The sequence below is a fragment of the Methanosarcina sediminis genome, from assembly GCF_052056915.1.
In the GTDB taxonomy this organism is placed as follows: Archaea; Halobacteriota; Methanosarcinia; order Methanosarcinales; family Methanosarcinaceae; genus MTP4.
The window spans coordinates 2,086,966-2,101,491 of the sequence record NZ_CP195119.1; the positions used below are offsets into that span (position 1 = coordinate 2,086,966).

Annotated in this window: 22 protein-coding genes; 11 read left to right on the top strand and 11 right to left on the bottom strand. The window is 46.1% G+C overall.

What is annotated here, in order from left to right; genetic code table 11:
• Positions 1 to 318 precede the first annotated feature (318 nt).
• From ACSAZK_RS08885 to pyrI, 3 genes are all read left to right on the top strand, one after another.
• Complete coding sequence (locus tag ACSAZK_RS08885) at positions 319 to 747, top strand: DUF5788 family protein (protein ID WP_440956981.1); 429 nt, start codon at positions 319 to 321, stop codon at positions 745 to 747.
• Positions 748 to 894: 147 nt separating this feature from the next.
• Positions 895 to 1,821, top strand: a complete 927-nt coding sequence (pyrB, locus tag ACSAZK_RS08890; protein WP_048177232.1) for an aspartate carbamoyltransferase — start codon at positions 895 to 897, stop codon at positions 1,819 to 1,821.
• Positions 1,818 to 2,288, top strand: coding sequence for an aspartate carbamoyltransferase regulatory subunit (gene pyrI / locus ACSAZK_RS08895; protein WP_440953815.1), 471 nt, complete (start codon positions 1,818 to 1,820; stop codon positions 2,286 to 2,288). Before pyrB ends, pyrI begins: the two co-directional genes overlap by 4 nt.
• 331 nt (positions 2,289 to 2,619) lie before the next feature.
• Here pyrI and ACSAZK_RS08900 read toward each other — a convergent pair whose 3' ends face one another.
• Both ACSAZK_RS08900 and ACSAZK_RS08905 read right to left on the bottom strand, forming a co-directional pair.
• Positions 2,620 to 2,754: a hypothetical protein gene (locus ACSAZK_RS08900; protein ID WP_440953816.1), complete on the bottom strand. Its 135-nt coding sequence runs from the start codon at positions 2,752 to 2,754 to the stop codon at positions 2,620 to 2,622.
• Positions 2,755 to 2,781: 27 nt separating this feature from the next.
• Complete coding sequence (locus ACSAZK_RS08905) at positions 2,782 to 3,090, bottom strand: hypothetical protein (RefSeq protein WP_440953817.1); 309 nt, start codon at positions 3,088 to 3,090, stop codon at positions 2,782 to 2,784.
• 386 nt (positions 3,091 to 3,476) lie between these two features.
• Between ACSAZK_RS08905 and ACSAZK_RS08910 the strand changes: the two genes are divergently transcribed.
• Positions 3,477 to 3,929: a DUF5788 family protein gene (locus ACSAZK_RS08910; protein ID WP_440953818.1), complete on the top strand. Its 453-nt coding sequence runs from the start codon at positions 3,477 to 3,479 to the stop codon at positions 3,927 to 3,929.
• A 21-nt stretch (positions 3,930 to 3,950) separates the two neighbouring features.
• Here the strand turns inward: ACSAZK_RS08910 and ACSAZK_RS08915 are convergent, their stop codons facing one another.
• The 9 genes from ACSAZK_RS08915 to ACSAZK_RS08955 form a co-directional block, all read right to left on the bottom strand.
• On the bottom strand, positions 3,951 to 4,301 hold the full coding sequence (locus ACSAZK_RS08915) for a hypothetical protein (protein ID WP_440953819.1): 351 nt from the start codon (positions 4,299 to 4,301) through the stop codon (positions 3,951 to 3,953).
• A gap of 20 nt (positions 4,302 to 4,321) precedes the next feature.
• Entirely contained in the window at positions 4,322 to 4,699 is a 378-nt protein-coding gene (locus ACSAZK_RS08920) for a hypothetical protein (protein WP_440953820.1), read from the bottom strand.
• An 11-nt stretch (positions 4,700 to 4,710) separates the two neighbouring features.
• Positions 4,711 to 5,457 carry a DUF1673 family protein gene (locus tag ACSAZK_RS08925; protein ID WP_440953821.1) on the bottom strand — a complete coding sequence of 249 codons (747 nt, stop codon included), beginning with the start codon at positions 5,455 to 5,457 and terminating at the stop codon, positions 4,711 to 4,713.
• Position 5,458: 1 nt separating this feature from the next.
• Positions 5,459 to 6,175, bottom strand: a complete 717-nt coding sequence (locus ACSAZK_RS08930; RefSeq protein ID WP_440953822.1) for a DUF1673 family protein — start codon at positions 6,173 to 6,175, stop codon at positions 5,459 to 5,461.
• Positions 6,172 to 6,801 (bottom strand): DUF1673 domain-containing protein, encoded by a 630-nt coding sequence (locus tag ACSAZK_RS08935; RefSeq protein ID WP_440953823.1) that lies wholly within the window; start codon positions 6,799 to 6,801, stop codon positions 6,172 to 6,174. The genes ACSAZK_RS08930 and ACSAZK_RS08935 overlap by 4 nt, the downstream gene beginning before the upstream one ends.
• Complete coding sequence (locus ACSAZK_RS08940) at positions 6,802 to 7,419, bottom strand: DUF1673 domain-containing protein (protein ID WP_440953824.1); 618 nt, start codon at positions 7,417 to 7,419, stop codon at positions 6,802 to 6,804. It abuts the gene before it with no gap.
• Between the two features lie 79 nt (positions 7,420 to 7,498).
• Positions 7,499 to 8,113 (bottom strand): DUF1673 family protein, encoded by a 615-nt coding sequence (locus ACSAZK_RS08945; RefSeq protein WP_440953825.1) that lies wholly within the window; start codon positions 8,111 to 8,113, stop codon positions 7,499 to 7,501.
• Positions 8,114 to 8,242: 129 nt separating this feature from the next.
• Complete coding sequence (locus ACSAZK_RS08950; RefSeq protein ID WP_440953826.1) at positions 8,243 to 8,566, bottom strand: DUF1673 family protein; 324 nt, start codon at positions 8,564 to 8,566, stop codon at positions 8,243 to 8,245.
• A gap of 32 nt (positions 8,567 to 8,598) precedes the next feature.
• Complete coding sequence (locus tag ACSAZK_RS08955) at positions 8,599 to 9,054, bottom strand: hypothetical protein (protein ID WP_440953827.1); 456 nt, start codon at positions 9,052 to 9,054, stop codon at positions 8,599 to 8,601.
• 324 nt (positions 9,055 to 9,378) lie between these two features.
• Here ACSAZK_RS08955 and ACSAZK_RS08960 point away from each other — a divergent pair, with 324 nt between their 5' ends.
• The 7 genes from ACSAZK_RS08960 to ACSAZK_RS08990 all read left to right on the top strand — a co-directional run bounded on the left by ACSAZK_RS08960 (position 9,379) and on the right by ACSAZK_RS08990 (position 14,432).
• Entirely contained in the window at positions 9,379 to 9,636 is a 258-nt protein-coding gene (locus ACSAZK_RS08960) for a PLDc N-terminal domain-containing protein (protein ID WP_440953828.1), read from the top strand.
• Positions 9,633 to 9,827, top strand: a complete 195-nt coding sequence (locus ACSAZK_RS08965) for a hypothetical protein (RefSeq protein WP_440953829.1) — start codon at positions 9,633 to 9,635, stop codon at positions 9,825 to 9,827. The genes ACSAZK_RS08960 and ACSAZK_RS08965 overlap by 4 nt, the downstream gene beginning before the upstream one ends.
• Positions 9,828 to 9,840: 13 nt before the next feature.
• The gene (locus tag ACSAZK_RS08970) at positions 9,841 to 10,188 is read left to right on the top strand and encodes an ArsR/SmtB family transcription factor (RefSeq protein ID WP_440953830.1); all 348 of its coding nucleotides are present in this window, start codon (positions 9,841 to 9,843) and stop codon (positions 10,186 to 10,188) included.
• Between the two features lie 62 nt (positions 10,189 to 10,250).
• A complete protein-coding gene (locus ACSAZK_RS08975; protein ID WP_440953831.1) occupies positions 10,251 to 11,318 on the top strand; it encodes a right-handed parallel beta-helix repeat-containing protein in 1,068 nt (355 codons plus the stop codon).
• 34 nt (positions 11,319 to 11,352) lie between these two features.
• Positions 11,353 to 12,504 carry a hypothetical protein gene (locus ACSAZK_RS08980; RefSeq protein ID WP_440953832.1) on the top strand — a complete coding sequence of 384 codons (1,152 nt, stop codon included), beginning with the start codon at positions 11,353 to 11,355 and terminating at the stop codon, positions 12,502 to 12,504.
• Positions 12,505 to 12,522: 18 nt separating this feature from the next.
• Positions 12,523 to 12,936 (top strand): hypothetical protein, encoded by a 414-nt coding sequence (locus ACSAZK_RS08985; protein ID WP_440953833.1) that lies wholly within the window; start codon positions 12,523 to 12,525, stop codon positions 12,934 to 12,936.
• Positions 12,937 to 12,962: 26 nt separating this feature from the next.
• Positions 12,963 to 14,432, top strand: a complete 1,470-nt coding sequence (locus tag ACSAZK_RS08990; RefSeq protein ID WP_440953834.1) for a hypothetical protein — start codon at positions 12,963 to 12,965, stop codon at positions 14,430 to 14,432.
• The last annotated feature ends 94 nt before the right edge of the window (positions 14,433 to 14,526 follow it).

Consider the following 14,526-nt stretch of genomic DNA (forward strand, 5'->3'; position numbering starts at 1 on the left):
CATTTCCAAACCGGCTCCCCTCTGAAAATTTTATTGTAAGGATTATTTAATATTCCATTTTTTAGTATGTAGGGTCTTATTATCTATATTGCTTTTTGTTTTTATTCGTATTACTCTTTGTATTACTTCTTGAGTTTCATTTTATCCCGAAGTTTTATTCCAACACTTAATTAATTTTTTGATTAGTTTATGAGTTCATCAGGATTTAATAAGGATTTCAACAGGATTTCAGTAAAAATGGCATTTCCGATATTTTATTAAGGTAGAACAATAATCTGTTAAGGGGGATAAAATACGGACCATAACTCAAAGGAATACATAAGCGAAGAAGAGCGGAGGCAATTGCTTTCGGCTCTGCACTCCCGGTTGTTCTGGGTCGGACAGAGGATTCCGAACCATGTGGAGGTCGAAGGTAAAGACTGTCCTTTGCATGAGTATGTCTGGGAACTGATCCGGAAAGATGAAATCACACCGGAGGAGAAGGAACAGATAGATAATTGCATTAAACTTATTTCCGGAAAGGAAGAGGAAGATGAAAAAGAACTGGAAGAAATGGCCCTGACCAGGGATGAAGCCAGAACTCTTTACCATGAAACCGCAGGGCTTTTGCGTGCGATAATGGACCTCCGGGATATTGAAGACGGCAGCCTGAAAGAAAGGACGAAGCACTTCCAGGAAAAATTTGCAGATCAGAGAGTGAGGGACGCTAAACTCTGGCTTGAATTCCTCAAGGAAGTGAAAAAATAAGTGAAAAAATAAGTGAAAAAATAAGTGAAGAATGAGTGGAAAATAAGTGAAGAATAAGTGGAAAAATAAGCAAATAAAGAAGGAAAACTCACTCATTAAATTTCCAGAGCAAAGGTTATATCTCAGAGAATCCTTTATGAAAACCGGATGTCATTTAAGAACCGACACGTCATCTCAATGAAAGACTTTTCGCGAGAAGAAATCGACCACGTGCTGGACACCGCTGAAAAACTTGAACCGGTTGCCAGGGGGATGGAAAAGTCCCGGCTTCTTGACGGAAAGATTATCGCACTTCTTTTTTTCGAACCGAGCACCCGGACCCGGCTATCTTTTGAAACCGCGATCCAGAGGCTCGGGGGGCAGATTATCAATCTTGGGTCCGTGGAAGCAAGTTCGGTCATGAAGGGGGAAAACCTTGCCGATACCATCCGCGTGATCAGCAAGTATGCAGACCTGATTGTGCTGCGCCATCCCCAGGACGGGTCGGCGCGTATGGCTTCGGAATTCGCAAGTGTGCCAATAATCAACGGCGGGGACGGGTCTATCCACCACCCTACCCAGACTTTCCTCGACCTTTACACCATCCGCAGGGAGAGCCACCTCGAAGGCCTGAAAATCGCCATGGCGGGAGACCTGAAATACGGGCGGACCGTGCACTCCCTCTGTCATGCGCTTTCCCTTTACGGAGCGGAAATGACCTTCGTCTCCCCCCCCGAACTCCGGATGCCCGCAGAGATTGTCCGGGACCTGAAAAGACAGAACATCAAAGTAGGGGAAACCGATTCCTTTGAGGATGTGATAGGGGATATCGAGGTCCTTTACATGACCAGGGTCCAGCAGGAACGTTTCCCTGACCCGGAGGAATACGAAAAGGTGAAAAACCGGCTGAAACTCACAGGCGAGCTTCTGGAAAATGCTGCTCCGGACCTGAAGATCCTGCACCCGCTTCCAAGGGTCAACGAGATTTCGCCGGAGGTTGACGAGACCCCGTATGCATGCTACTTCCAGCAGGCATTCTACGGCGTCCCGACCCGGATGGCACTGCTTACGCTGGCTATGGGGGTGATTGAATGACGGATAAAGGGAACCTGAAAATCCAGGCGATCGAAAACGGGACTGTCATTGACCATATCAAGGCCGGGCAAGCCTTAAACGTCCTGCGCATCCTGGGAATTGCCGCGGACTGCAGGGGCACTGTCAGTTTTGTCATGAACGCTCCCGGGGCCAAGGGCAGGAAGGACGTAGTAAAAGTCGAAGGCCGGGAACTCAATGTTGAGGAACTCAACAGGATTTCCCTGATCGCCCCGAACGCCACCGTCAATATCATCCGCGACTTTGTAGTGCTCCAGAAAAAGAAGGTAGTCCTCCCGACTTACGTAGAAGACGTGGTCCGCTGCATAAACCCGAACTGCATCTCCAACAGCACTGAGCCCATAAAATCCAGATTTTCTGTGATCCGCTCCGAAAAAGGTGGGGTGGTCCTGCGCTGCCTCTACTGCGAACACGTTATCTCGGAGAATATTGCCGAACACCTGGTGTGATTCCCGGCAGGACTGAAGTAAAAAATTAGGAAAAAATGTCAGGAAAAAAATTCCGAAAAGCCCCATTGAGCCAGATAACTCTGGTACTATATAAAAATAAGGAATACCCCGGCGTTTTTTCACGCTGAGGTCCTTTGAATTATTTTTTATGTTCTTTGCAGGAAGGATAATATTTTCCGGGTTTCAACCCCGGTTATATAACAGTTAGGTCCTCATCCCGTTAGAACTTTTCCACATTTTAGTTCGTTAGAACTTTTTCTCAGTTAAATTCGTTAAAACTTTTTCTCAGTTAAATTCGTTAGAACTTTTTCTCAGTTAAATTTCTGATGTATTAATCATCGCAGCAATAGCAGCAGTGCCTTCCGTTGTTGTAAGCGTCCAGGCACTCGTAGAGAGGTTCTCCGCATTTCCAGGCACAACTGTTTGCCTTTACGCACTTCTCTTCAACCGGACCATAGCATGCCATCCAGTCGTCAGCATCCTATATGCATTCCTATATGCAATCCGGCAATGTACAACCATTTGCCTCGTTCAGTTTGGCGGCGACCAGTGCTTTGAACATTGTTATTGTCTTGTCGCCTTTTACAGGTTGGGACATGAAATATATAGCAGTTCCTTCTGTATCTGCGTCTCCCTTTATATATTCTGTACCACCGATTGTGATTCTTTCAACAGGCCATTCATCCGGGTGGTTTTTCCAGTAGCCGGGACTATAACACTCACAAGCAGAGGCTGTCCCTATCAGCAAGCCTACACATGTTATCAACAATAAAAATCGAGTTAGATGTTTCAGTTCTTTCATTCCCCCATTCGAGATTTATTGGGAATCTCAGCTACTGCCAGATTCTACAGGAAAAATGAATAGTCGCGTATCTTCCCCAAGATCCCAACCTGAATACCAGCAGGCTGCGTTTCCCCGAAGATTATAATATGTGTAATTATTTAATTCTTCGCATATTTTAAATCCAAAACCAGTATGGGATGAGCCAATAATATAATTAGTATGTGTTCAATGAATAGCAAATAATATATATCAATGCATATTAAGTTTTGAATATTCTTTTCAACGGCAGGTAGAAGCGGCCTTTTCGGACAGGAATCGAAAGGAATAAGAAATCAGGAAGAGAAACTATAGAAACCTATCAAGATTTCAAGGAAATTCTTTACATGTTCCTGGGAGGGAAAGAGATGGAAAACGCAGATATGGAATTGATCACCGAACCGGAGCGAAAGAAACTGCTCTGGAGCCTCCGCAGCGATTTTGCCTGGGTCGGGAAGAAAATCCCGGAAAGCGTTGAAATCGACGGAAAGGAGTACAGGCTGCGGGAGATGGTCCGAAAACTCGGGGAAAAGGAATTTCCGGAACCGGAAGAAACTGCCGAAATAAGGGCTCTCCTCCCTGAGCTCGAAGCCCGGGCAAAGGCAAACGAGGAGCTGCTGGAGACCGAGGAGCTTACAAAGGCTGAAGCTGAAGCACTCTATGAAGAAGCCATCGGGCTCTTGCGGACGGTGATGGAGTTAAAGGACAAGCTTGCGGGGAAAGGGGGCGAAGACTCGGCCGAGGAACTCAAGAGGATGATCACGGCCCAGAAAGTGGCTGATGAGAAGCGCTGGCAGCAATTTATCAAGAGCATAAAGTAATGAATTTGGAATTTTATGAATTCATGGGTCTTCCCACTCAGAAATTATATTCTTTGTCGTGAACATTTCTGCAAGTTCCTTCGGGTTCCTTGAATAAAACCGGAGTTTTTGCTTTGATCGGGTGATGATCTCAAGAGAGTGTGGATAAGGTGCCATGACCTCTACGTTATAGTAAAGCACCAGGAGCAGGGCTATGGGCCATAACCGCAATAAAAATAGGCTGAGCTTTGCTGGGAGAGGGGCAGATTCCTCCAGTTCCTGCAAAGTCCGGGCTCCCAGCTCTATGACCTGAAAAAGAACGGCTGTCAGGGTGAGCAGACGTATCGCCCAGCGCAGGGAACGGTTTTCATTCTTCTTTTTCGAACATTCCATTATATCCTTTTTCCATATCATCAGCGGCCTGAAAAGTGGTCTATGGAGAGCCGGTCTGGAGTTATTTCAAGGGCTGTCCTGTACCGGAGGGCCAGCAGTACAACTGCTAGATACGGCATGATAACCGCAAGAAGGCCAATAAATGATCCGTGTGGGCTGTACATTAGCAGGACAAAGGAGCATATTAACATAGGTATGAGAATTTTTGCAGGTCCCGTGTCCCTAACAAAGCTAAACGGGACTTTCAGTACCTTTTTTTCCTGGCGACCGGGGATTCTCTGAAGGCTCTGGTTAACGCTGCCATAACCTTGCAGGCGTTTTTCCGGCTTTTCTCCCCAATCACCTGCTTTCATTGGACACCAGCCCATAAGTTTTCGGAAGTATTTCACAAATGCCATTTCATACGCCTTCACAAATGCCTTTTAATGAAAGCTTTAAGCTCTTCCGGTTTTTCGGTATATATCCAGACTTTCAGGTTTGAGTGCATAGTTACTTTAAGGATCCGCTGATAAGGCGCTCGAAGTTCGAAGATATAATAAAGCACAAGTAGAAACGAAACTACCAGAAATTTTCCCAGAAACAGGCTGAGTTTTGCGGAGAATGTAGCTGCTTCTTCCAGCTGTAGATCCCTGTTTATCCTTTCTACGGTACGAAGCAGGATAATTGAAATGGTAGCAAGGTAGAATAAGCGCATCGGCCAGCGCAGGGAATGGTTATCGTTCTTTGGTACCGAGATTTGCTTGATGTCCCCTTTTTCAATCACAAAGGGCTTACGCAGAGGTCTTTTGATTATGATTTTTTCAGGCGTTACCGCGACAGTACTGGAAAAATGGGAAAGTAATGGCACTACGAGAAGTAAATACAGAATCAGCTCTGAAAGGATAAATAAAAAAGAGTTTTCATGGCTATATATCCATAGTAGAAAGGAGCTTACTGCTGCGAAGAGAATAATTATTACAGGCTTCCATCCGGGAAAAAGGCTAACCTGCGCCTTAAAATTTCTGTTTTCCTGCAGACCTGCTGGAGAGGAACTCAATTGAAGGCTTCTATTTTCCAATTCAAAGCCTGGTAAACAGTCTTTTTGCCTCTCTTCCCGGAGGGAATCTTTCATCGGGCACCAGCCCATCAGTTTTCTGAAGTATCCCGGAAAAACCATTTTACCTTCTCTCCGGGTGCCTTTCAATAAAGGACTTAAGCCTTGCAGCCGAGGCTTCGTCCGTTATTATGGAATAGTATGATGTCCACTCATACCATTTTTTATTCCTGGTTTTTATGTAGAGCTGCGTATTCAGATCCTGATACCGGCCTTTTTGCTTTGCCAGCAGAAACAGAATGAGGGGGAGAACGGATATTATAAGCAGAAAAGGTCTCCAGTCACCTTCCAGAGTCGAATAGGCAAGGACGAAGCAAATGGCGATTCCTCCAAGCATATACAGGATCAGGGAGCTTTTCTTTGAACGCTTTTCGATTTTGATTTCCACAACGCTTTCAATCTCCTCATAAGGTATTTCAAAATCCTTCAGCCTGAAGCCCCGCAGGTACAGGCTTTTGCTACCTGTCCGGACCGCTGTGTTGAAGGCCTTGAGGGCAAGCCGGCAATATATTGCGTTGAGCAGGACGAGGCCGGCCAGAAAGAGGGAAAAGTCTTCGACCCTCAGGAGCACGTTGAAGCCTACTGTAAACAGGAGGACAAAAAGGGAGGTATTTGCGGGAAAGGTTACGTTTGAAGTCAGGGTATCCTGAGAGTTTCCCGTTTTACCGGAAACTGCGGCCTGGTTTGCAAAAAAGAATGTTTGCTCTTTTTCCGGTTCTATTTTCCTGCAAACCGGGCACCAGCCCATCAGGTTTTTAATGTATTCGGTATTCAGGTTCATAGTTCTCCCTTCTTTTCCCCAAGGGCATACAGCTTTTGCTGTCCCTTTTCTCTTTTCATATACATTTTCATATGGTTTTTTCTCTCCCAGTAAATTAGCTGGAAATAGAAGCCCCACATCGGAATCAGAGTTCCTGAAACAAAAGAATTCAGTGTCCGATCGTTAAGAAGATGGGCCGCATGAGACGAGATGTAAGGCAGGAAGGCCATGAGCAAAATAAGACCCAAAAACAGGAATAAGATAACACAGAATAACGATTTTCTGAAGGAAGGAGAAACAACAGGCTTTTCTTTCGCGGCATTGTACTGATGCGTCTGCTTTTTCCAGCCGAGCAGATATATCGGTAATGAAAGTGAAAGGCCAAGAAGGAAAGCCTCTGTGTTTATACCTTTTTGAAATAGGCTTATATAAACAGGAGTAAAGAAAATTGGTAGCAGAAGGAGTTGGGTATCAAGCCTGGAATGCTGGCCTGGAACCGTCGGACTTCTTGCTTTTTCTCCTCCTGACAAATCGTTTGCTTCAAAATTCACAGGGCTAATCCGGGGTCCTGCTTCAGCTGCTCTGGCGTTAGGGCACCATCCCATCAGCTTTTTGACCTGATCGAAAACAACAGGTTTTGAAGGCACTTATCTTTCCTCCCTGATGATATACGATTTTTTCCATTTTCCTAAGCTTTTGTTGAGATAGATCGTTTTGTGGTTTTTCCGCTCCCAGTAGAGTATCTGGAGATAGCATAACCACAGGGAAACAAGCCCTCCTGCAAAGAAAGACAGGGTCCCTTTCATGAGAATATTCCTTTCCTGATCTCCGGCAAAAATCCAGCAAAAAAGTGCGGCATAGAAAATTATAGTTATTATTCGAAACAGTCTTCTATACAGGTTTTTCTTGCCGGTATAGTCAAGAACCGGTCTTTGCGCGAGAGTATCGTACCTGTGCATCTGCTTCTTCCAGTAAAAGACGAGAAACGTTACGGAAATAAACAATCCGGCGAGGAAAGCCGTTGCATTTACGCCCAATTGGGCCAATACAAGGATATATACAAGTGTAAGAAAAGAATCAATCAGGAGGATCCTGCTGCTCAGTTTCCGGGACCAGCCAGGATTTTCCGGGTCTCCGGAATCTCTGCCTCCAGCTAGGGTATTCGCACTAAAATATTCCGGAAGGATGGGATGTCGGGTTTCAGGTGTTTTTACATAGGGGCACCATCCCGTGAGCTTTTTGATGTATTCTCCTGCCCCGTTCATTTCGGTTCCCCCTTTCCTTCAGGGTATACGTCTCTGGAATATATTGTCCTGAACCCGACTTCACTTTTCGTACAAATTCTCATTTGGTTTCCCCTGCTTCAGCATCTACCGCGTAAAAAGATGCTTTCTCTACAATCAATGTCTTCTTATTTTTCCGCTCCCAGTAAACCACTTCAAAATACTGGATCCAGACAATTAAAATGAAACCTGAGGCAAATGCATAGATCTCTCTAATGGTGCTGCCAGTCTTTACAGCGAAATAACTGATGATGAAGCTACCAATGAATATGAGTCCGATTATAATCAGAGAGTTAACTAACATCCGTTTCCTGATTACCTGCAACCTTCCGAATCCTCCGGCAGCAGCTTTGTTGAGTCTGCGCCATTCAATTACCCCTGTAAATAGGCTGAACACCAAACCTGAGATTATACCTATCATAAATAGGTCCAATCTGTTTTTCCCCTCTGAAATAAAAAAGCCAATAGCCAGCAGCGTGAGAATTAGTGAGTTCAATAGAATCCTGTTGCGGTATTTGTTCCACCATCCCGGAGTGGTGCGGGTTGGTTCTCCAGCACTACCGGACACACTTACCATCAGGTCATCGAATTGCACTGCTTTTCTGGATTCCATAGCACCCGCATTTGGGCACCATCCCATCAGTTCCCTTATGTACTGTCCCATCCCCTGAATCATATTTTCTCACCGGAATCATTCCGACTCTGTCATCCTCTTCAATTTCCCGAACAACTTATCTGCAATTTTTGTGGGGTTCTCGGAGCTCTTGAGTTTTATATGCATCTCCTCTGCAAACTCTCTTGCTGCTCAGGATCTAATGTAGAGGAGAATGCCAATTAAAAATAAGAGCGTCCCTACTCCTACCATAAGTGATGATACGTTCCCCTTTAAATCCAGAGCAAGTGACAACGCCGCAGCTAAAGTGCCTACACTTGTAATTAACAATCCAAGTCCTTTCATACGGCTAAGGTTGCTTCCGGTTTTTTCTCCTCCGGACCGATCATCTTTTTCTCCTCCGGACCTATCACATGTTTCAAAATTATCAGGGTTAGTCCAGGGGTTGTTTTCAAGTGTTTTTGCATTTGGACACCACCCCATAAGTTTCCTTATACTTTTTGCAAATACATTCATCGTTTCCCCTTCCTTATTTTATCTGCCTTAAGTCAGGCCTCTTCTGTCATCTCCTTCAATTTCCCGAACAATTCGTCCGCAAGCTTTGTTGGATCCTCGGAACTCTTGAGTTTTATATGCATCTCCTCCGCAAAGTCCCAGAGCAGTTCGATGCATTCCCTGTACCGCTCGCAGGACCCGCAGTCCCCTTCATGTTCGTACCAGACCTGCATCCCGTGTTTGGCCGAGATAAAGATGATTGCATTGGCTTTGAAGGGGACTGAGTGTCCGAAGAGGACTCCCTTCTTCGGATTGGCCCTTTCCACCTCTATCCGGTTTGCCCGGGCCATCTCAAGCAGGGTTTCTTCGATGCGCTTGTCCATGCTGAGAAGGGCCCTGGAGACCGCCTGCCTGGAGACCCCGAACTGTTTGGCTATATTAATGTTCGGGAGCCCGTTTCGACGCAGGACCCAGAACTTGAACTGTTTATCTCCTGCCGGAAGGAACATGTGTAAACATACGGATGTTGACTACTTATATCTTGCGATCTTTTTATATTCCTTAAGTTTTTCCTGGAAAAAGTTCCGATATCTGACATTATTTATGCCAGTTTTTTTAATTGTTACAAAAACAGTTTGATGATTTGGCCATAAAAGGTATATGTAAAAGAAATAAATTTCCATTGGTCAGGTTTAAAAAATTAAAGATATATGCTCTGAATCGAATGGCCGCACAGGCCCTTTGAATTGTCAGGAACCGTCCGGAAAACTTAGTATTGTTCCCTGATAAGAGGAAAGTTCCGGGAAAAAGGTTGTGAAATAAAGGAAGAATACATGGTGCTGTTTGTTGTCGTTATATTAACAATTTTTATATTCTGGATCACGATGCTGGTTGACTGCCTCCGGCGCCCTGTAGAGTACTTTCCCTCCGGAAGCGAGTTTGAAAAACTGCTCTGGTGCCTGGTGGTATTTTTCTGGCATCCTATAGGGGCATTTCTGTATTATTTCCTGATAAAAAGAAATGACCAGTACTATGCCTTTTTGAAAGAATTGATGGATATCCGGAATATTCCCGGAGCTCGCAGGGAATGAAAGAAAAGAGGGTCAGGTATGCAAAGGTCGGGTATTCAAAGCTCAGGTATGCAAAGCTCAGGTATTCAAAGCTCAGGTATTCAAAGCTCAGGTATTCAAAGCTCAGGTATTCAAAGCTCAGGTATTCAAAGCTCAGGTATTCAAAGCTCAGGTATTCAAAGCTCAGGTATGCAAGCTCAAGCTTCCGATGAAAAATTGCGGATTTTGTCCCTTTCGAATGATTCCAGAAAACTCATACAGGTCCTCTCCAACGAAACTTCGATAAGAATCCTGCAGGTCCTGAAATCCGAAAACATGTCAGCAAGCGAGCTTGCGGGCAGGCTTGACCTGCGGCTAAACACCCTCCAGTACAACCTCGATTCTCTGCTTGAAACCGACCTTATAAGGGTCTCGGGGGTAAAATGGAGCCGGAAAGGCCGAGAAATCAAGGTCTACGCTCCTGTCGAGAAGTTGATAATCCTTATTCCGGGGAGAAATACTGTCACCAGAACCGCTCTTTCCGGCCTGCTTCAGGAGTGTATGGAGGATGATCCGGACCTCCGTCTGGCCTGATTTTTCTGGCTGGTTTTATTTTCCGCCATAAGAAATGTAGGGTCTTTAAATAAGGTGCTGAAATGAAGCTGAACAAAAGTCTGAACGCAGGAGTTCTGCTAACTCTTATGTTGTTTTTGACAGTGGTTCCCTTAGCCTGTAAAGGAGAAGCTGAAGTACCCATATATCCTCTCGGAAAATCCGATTCCTTAGAATCCGATGTAAGTGCAGAGGGATGCTGTGGATGCACAACTGAGTACGTCGAAGAGATTCTTTCCGGTGAAGAAAGTGTGATTGTCAGTGCTGAAGTCTTTGCGAGTTTCGGCTGGCCCCCCTTAACTGTAAGGGTGGACGGAAGCGGGGGTGGGCGCTTCCTGACAATCGGAGAGGCCCTGAAGTGTCCTTTTGCCGGGGAAATAATCCTTGTTGCCCCCGGGACCTATACCGAAAACCTGGTTGTGGATTCCCAGGTGACGATACGGGCCGAGTCCGGGAACCCTGAGGATACGGTCATAAGGGCAGCCGATCCCGAAGCTCCCGTTATCCATGTAACACGTAGGGTGTTGGAGATCAGGGGGTTTACTGTGGAAGGGGCAAACGGGAGTAACGATCCTGAAAAAAGTGCCGGTATCTTTCTCGACGGAGCCCGGGACTGCATGCTTGCAGATAATGTGTTCAGGGACAACACCTGTGCTGTTTTCCTGAAAAATTCGGACGACTGCAGCCTGATAAATAATACGGTAGAGGTTAACGGCAGCTACGGCATTCGGCTTGAGAATGCCGAAAGTAACCGGCTGGAAAACAACACGATCCTGGACACTGCATACTCCGGAATCCTGCTGCAGGGGACCCAGGAAGCCGAATCGGAGGGCAGGTCTGTCCTGAACAGCTGCCGGGGCATAGGCCTGAATTTTTCGGACCGGAATCTTCTCTGTAACAACACTGTAAGCATAAACTGCAGGCACGGAATCGAACTCTTTTTCTTAAACAATTACCTGCTTGGCGGGTTCTGGAGTTTTGATGGTTCTGATAAGAGGCAGGCCTGGATCCGGGAAAATGCTTCCGAAAACAATACCCTGGCAGGCAATTTCATCAGAGGCAATATAAAAGGGATCAATACCGCAGACCAGGATAGGTATCGACGAGGATAGGTATCGGATCGACACAAAAAGGAGGAAGGTCTAAATGCAAGCAAGAAAAGAGGCAGTTTTCTCAAAATTTGAACACCTGGTAACCGCGATAAAATCAAAGCAAGCTTTCTATGCGCCGGGGCTGCTCTCTGTTGTTATCTTATGCTTTATTGTGGGTGCAGGGGGCTGTATCGGGGACAGAGAACCGGTTTCCCAGGAAGGGGAGCTGAATTTCAATGTGATGCCGGAAAAAATCCGGGTGGCTGAAGGGGAAATTTTTGAGATTGAACTCTTCCTGGCAAACACGGGCGATACGCCCGTAAACGTGTGGGAGATGAAGGAACAGGTCAGTTATGACATTTTTTTCCTGGATTCAAACGGTTCATACGTCCCCTATGAATGCGGCGTAATTGAAAGGGTCCAGTTGACGGACGAGGCCCTTGTGGAATTACAGCCCGGAGAGTTCCTGCAGGCATGGCGGGATTCAAGTTGCTGGACTCTCCCGCCTGGGGAATACACCCTCTTTGCCGAGTACCACACTTCAGCAGGGGAAAGCATCACAAAACCCTACTGGATAGGCAGGCTTCGTTCGAATAATGGCAGTATTTTCGTGGAGGCTGAAAACGATTCTTCTCTTTTGGAGTCCGGCTCTTCTCCCGAAAAAGGAGCAGTTGAGGAGCTAAATGCTTCAGATGAACCTGTAGTAGCCACTGAAGTTAGCTATGAGCTCATATACCTGAGCCCTGAAGAGCTTGCTAATAAATCCGACCTGATCCTTATCGGTTCGGTAAAGGAAATCCTGCCTGCAAGGTGGAACACTCCTGATGGGGAGCAGCCTGAAAACGCCTTTGAGGGCCTTGACTGGAATGCGGTTATCTACAGGGATGTTGTGATTTCAGTGGACGAATATCTCAAGAATTCCCTCCCTTCAAATGAGGTCGTTGTGAGGGTGCTTGGAGGCACAGTCGGAAACCTTGGAATGGATGTTGAAGACGAAGCTTCTTTTGAACCTGGGGAAGATGTCCTGCTATACCTGGTGGAGGACACGTCTCCGGCTACGAAGGACCTGGAGCCCGAGCATTTCAGGGTCAGAGGGTTTTTTCAGGGTAAGTATACCCTGACAGGGGACGGGAAAGCCGTAAAATCCGGAGAGACTGCCGACCTTGAGGAATTACTGAAAATAATTGGTGACGGTGATCAAAGTTAATGCGGAGGGACAAAGCCGATGAAAAATCTCAAAAGGAAGGCACTTATAGGTTCTTTTGTTCTAATTTTGCTCCTTGCAGTTTCGTTCATAGTCACTCCATATTTACTTGTAGGGCCGCCGTCCCCTCTCATTTATGCCCATAATCTGGACGAAGGGACGCATGAACTCAGGGTTGAGGTTTTTGATTCGGAGAATAATTCCGTGCTTGATGAAACGTATGAACTGGCCCCGGATGAAACTATGGGCCTGCCAAAACCCCTACGGTCCCTAATACCGGGGCTTGGAATGGATTGTACTTTCAAATTCACACTGGACGGCAGGTTCACAAGAACGCATAGTACGAACGTCCAGCCCTGGAATACTGTTGAAGTAAGACTCTATGCGGATTATGCTGAAGGCTGGCCTCTTTCCATAGGCGAGAGCACTGTTTGAAATCACTGTTTGAAATGAGGGATCTGATGAGAAAAAAAATTTCAGTATTTCTTCTGCTTTCGGCTTTCCTTATATTTACGGGCTGTGCCGAGAGGCCTTCGGAAGATCTCTTCCTGAATTCTACGCCTTACGAACTCCCGCTTTCCGAACTCTGGGACCTTACGGTTAATGAAACCGGGGTTGGAAACGAATCTGCGGAGCTTGACCAGCTTGTTATCCGTATGCAGGATTCCGGAACCCTGGAATATGTCCTTCTGGAATTCAGGGGGACAAAGTCCGGTGAATGGGGGTATTTCCAGGTAAGAGTGGATGAAAGCGGTAAAGTTAGCTGGCGTGAGTCGAAAGTGGAAGGGGACTTTCCGAAAAGTAATCATCCCCTGCCTGTCCTCAAAGCGGTAGAAACGATAGGGTCCGGTGACTCCGGTTTTTTTGATCCTTCCCGGGGCTTGCTGGTTCATGCGGATTTCCTGGTCGGGAGCATAGGTTACGGAGGGGAACCTTACGATTTGTATCTTTTCGAGAACGGAAAAGCTGTCCCTCTGGACCGTATCGAGTTTGGGAGCAGGGAGCCCTGGTGCCAGATTGTGTTCAACAGACCCGGAGCTTGCAATACCACAATAAAAGAGGAAAAAATAGGCGTATTCAACGAAGTAATAAGTTCCGAATCCAGTTTGACAATCTCCGAGGTGAATGAAAATGGTCCGGAACCCGGTCTTCCCGACCATATACTCGTTTTTCTCGAAGAAGACCTGGATAAGGCCCTATGTGTCGAATATGCGGTGGAAAAAACAGATGGCAGCAGTCCCCTGGATCTTATAAGCGCAGGCTGTACCGAAAATACCCTGGAGACTGTGGCCCTGACTCCAGAGCCTTACGAACTCCCTCTCTCCGAGCTCTGGGCCCTTACGGTTAATGAAACCGGGGTTGAAAACGAGACCGCAGTTTTTAGCAATTTAAGGGTCAGGATCGGGTCTGAGGGGGTTCCTGAACATATCCTGCTGGAATTTTGGGGAGAGCGAAGAGACAGGTGGAATTTCTTCCATGTGGATGTGAACAGCGAGGGGGCCGTAAGCTGGTATTCCAGTGAAAGTACTGATAGTTTCCAGGAGGCTCCGCATCCTCTTGAGCTTTTGGGAGAATTTGAAGAGATCAGGCTCAGGGAACTTACCTTTGGAAAAGAAGGGCTCTATATTGAGGTTGATAAGGGGTTGAGGGCCATTTATGATGGGAGGCTCAATAATGATATTTTTGTGCTTAAGAACGGGAGCCTTCTTCCACTGGAACTGGTCCGTTTCCCAAGTCCAAAACCCCGGTATCCTGTAACTATCGGTAAGAGGGGGTACCATAATGTTCTGATAAAGGAAAACAAAACTACGGAGGAAAGTGACATTATCTTTTTGCCGGGAAAGGAGGCTCCCTCGTTTACTGTCTTTACGGAAGAGTCTCTTTCGAAGGCTGAAATGCTTGTATATGCAAAAAATAATGAAACAGTATAATGGAAATATCTATGAATGAATTGAAATCTCGATGAACACGAAAATATGGTTTTCAGGCTCCTTCGGGAAACTGGCCGGAAAATAATTTGTTGTT

What these genes read in the sequence shown, in the direction of transcription:
- ACSAZK_RS08990 (WP_440953834.1), top strand. Translation starts at nt 12,963, where the DNA reads ATGAGAAAAAAAATTTCAGTATTTCTTCTGCTTTCGGCTTTCCTTATA.
- ACSAZK_RS08985 (WP_440953833.1), top strand. Translation starts at nt 12,523, where the DNA reads ATGAAAAATCTCAAAAGGAAGGCACTTATAGGTTCTTTTGTTCTAATT.
- ACSAZK_RS08950 (WP_440953826.1), bottom strand. Translation starts at nt 8,566, where the DNA reads ATGAATGTATTTGCAAAAAGTATAAGGAAACTTATGGGGTGGTGTCCA.
- ACSAZK_RS08930 (WP_440953822.1), bottom strand. Translation starts at nt 6,175, where the DNA reads ATGAACCTGAATACCGAATACATTAAAAACCTGATGGGCTGGTGCCCG.
- ACSAZK_RS08925 (WP_440953821.1), bottom strand. Translation starts at nt 5,457, where the DNA reads ATGGTTTTTCCGGGATACTTCAGAAAACTGATGGGCTGGTGCCCGATG.
- ACSAZK_RS08920 (WP_440953820.1), bottom strand. Translation starts at nt 4,699, where the DNA reads ATGGCATTTGTGAAATACTTCCGAAAACTTATGGGCTGGTGTCCAATG.
- ACSAZK_RS08900 (WP_440953816.1), bottom strand. Translation starts at nt 2,754, where the DNA reads ATGGCATGCTATGGTCCGGTTGAAGAGAAGTGCGTAAAGGCAAACAGT.
- ACSAZK_RS08910 (WP_440953818.1), top strand. Translation starts at nt 3,477, where the DNA reads ATGGAAAACGCAGATATGGAATTGATCACCGAACCGGAGCGAAAGAAA.
- ACSAZK_RS08955 (WP_440953827.1), bottom strand. Translation starts at nt 9,054, where the DNA reads ATGTTCCTTCCGGCAGGAGATAAACAGTTCAAGTTCTGGGTCCTGCGT.
- ACSAZK_RS08965 (WP_440953829.1), top strand. Translation starts at nt 9,633, where the DNA reads ATGAAAGAAAAGAGGGTCAGGTATGCAAAGGTCGGGTATTCAAAGCTC.
- ACSAZK_RS08940 (WP_440953824.1), bottom strand. Translation starts at nt 7,419, where the DNA reads ATGAACGGGGCAGGAGAATACATCAAAAAGCTCACGGGATGGTGCCCC.
- ACSAZK_RS08960 (WP_440953828.1), top strand. Translation starts at nt 9,379, where the DNA reads ATGGTGCTGTTTGTTGTCGTTATATTAACAATTTTTATATTCTGGATC.
- ACSAZK_RS08945 (WP_440953825.1), bottom strand. Translation starts at nt 8,113, where the DNA reads ATGATTCAGGGGATGGGACAGTACATAAGGGAACTGATGGGATGGTGC.
- ACSAZK_RS08975 (WP_440953831.1), top strand. Translation starts at nt 10,251, where the DNA reads ATGAAGCTGAACAAAAGTCTGAACGCAGGAGTTCTGCTAACTCTTATG.
- ACSAZK_RS08980 (WP_440953832.1), top strand. Translation starts at nt 11,353, where the DNA reads ATGCAAGCAAGAAAAGAGGCAGTTTTCTCAAAATTTGAACACCTGGTA.
- ACSAZK_RS08915 (WP_440953819.1), bottom strand. Translation starts at nt 4,301, where the DNA reads ATGGAATGTTCGAAAAAGAAGAATGAAAACCGTTCCCTGCGCTGGGCG.
- ACSAZK_RS08905 (WP_440953817.1), bottom strand. Translation starts at nt 3,090, where the DNA reads ATGAAAGAACTGAAACATCTAACTCGATTTTTATTGTTGATAACATGT.
- pyrB (WP_048177232.1), top strand. Translation starts at nt 895, where the DNA reads ATGTCATTTAAGAACCGACACGTCATCTCAATGAAAGACTTTTCGCGA.
- pyrI (WP_440953815.1), top strand. Translation starts at nt 1,818, where the DNA reads ATGACGGATAAAGGGAACCTGAAAATCCAGGCGATCGAAAACGGGACT.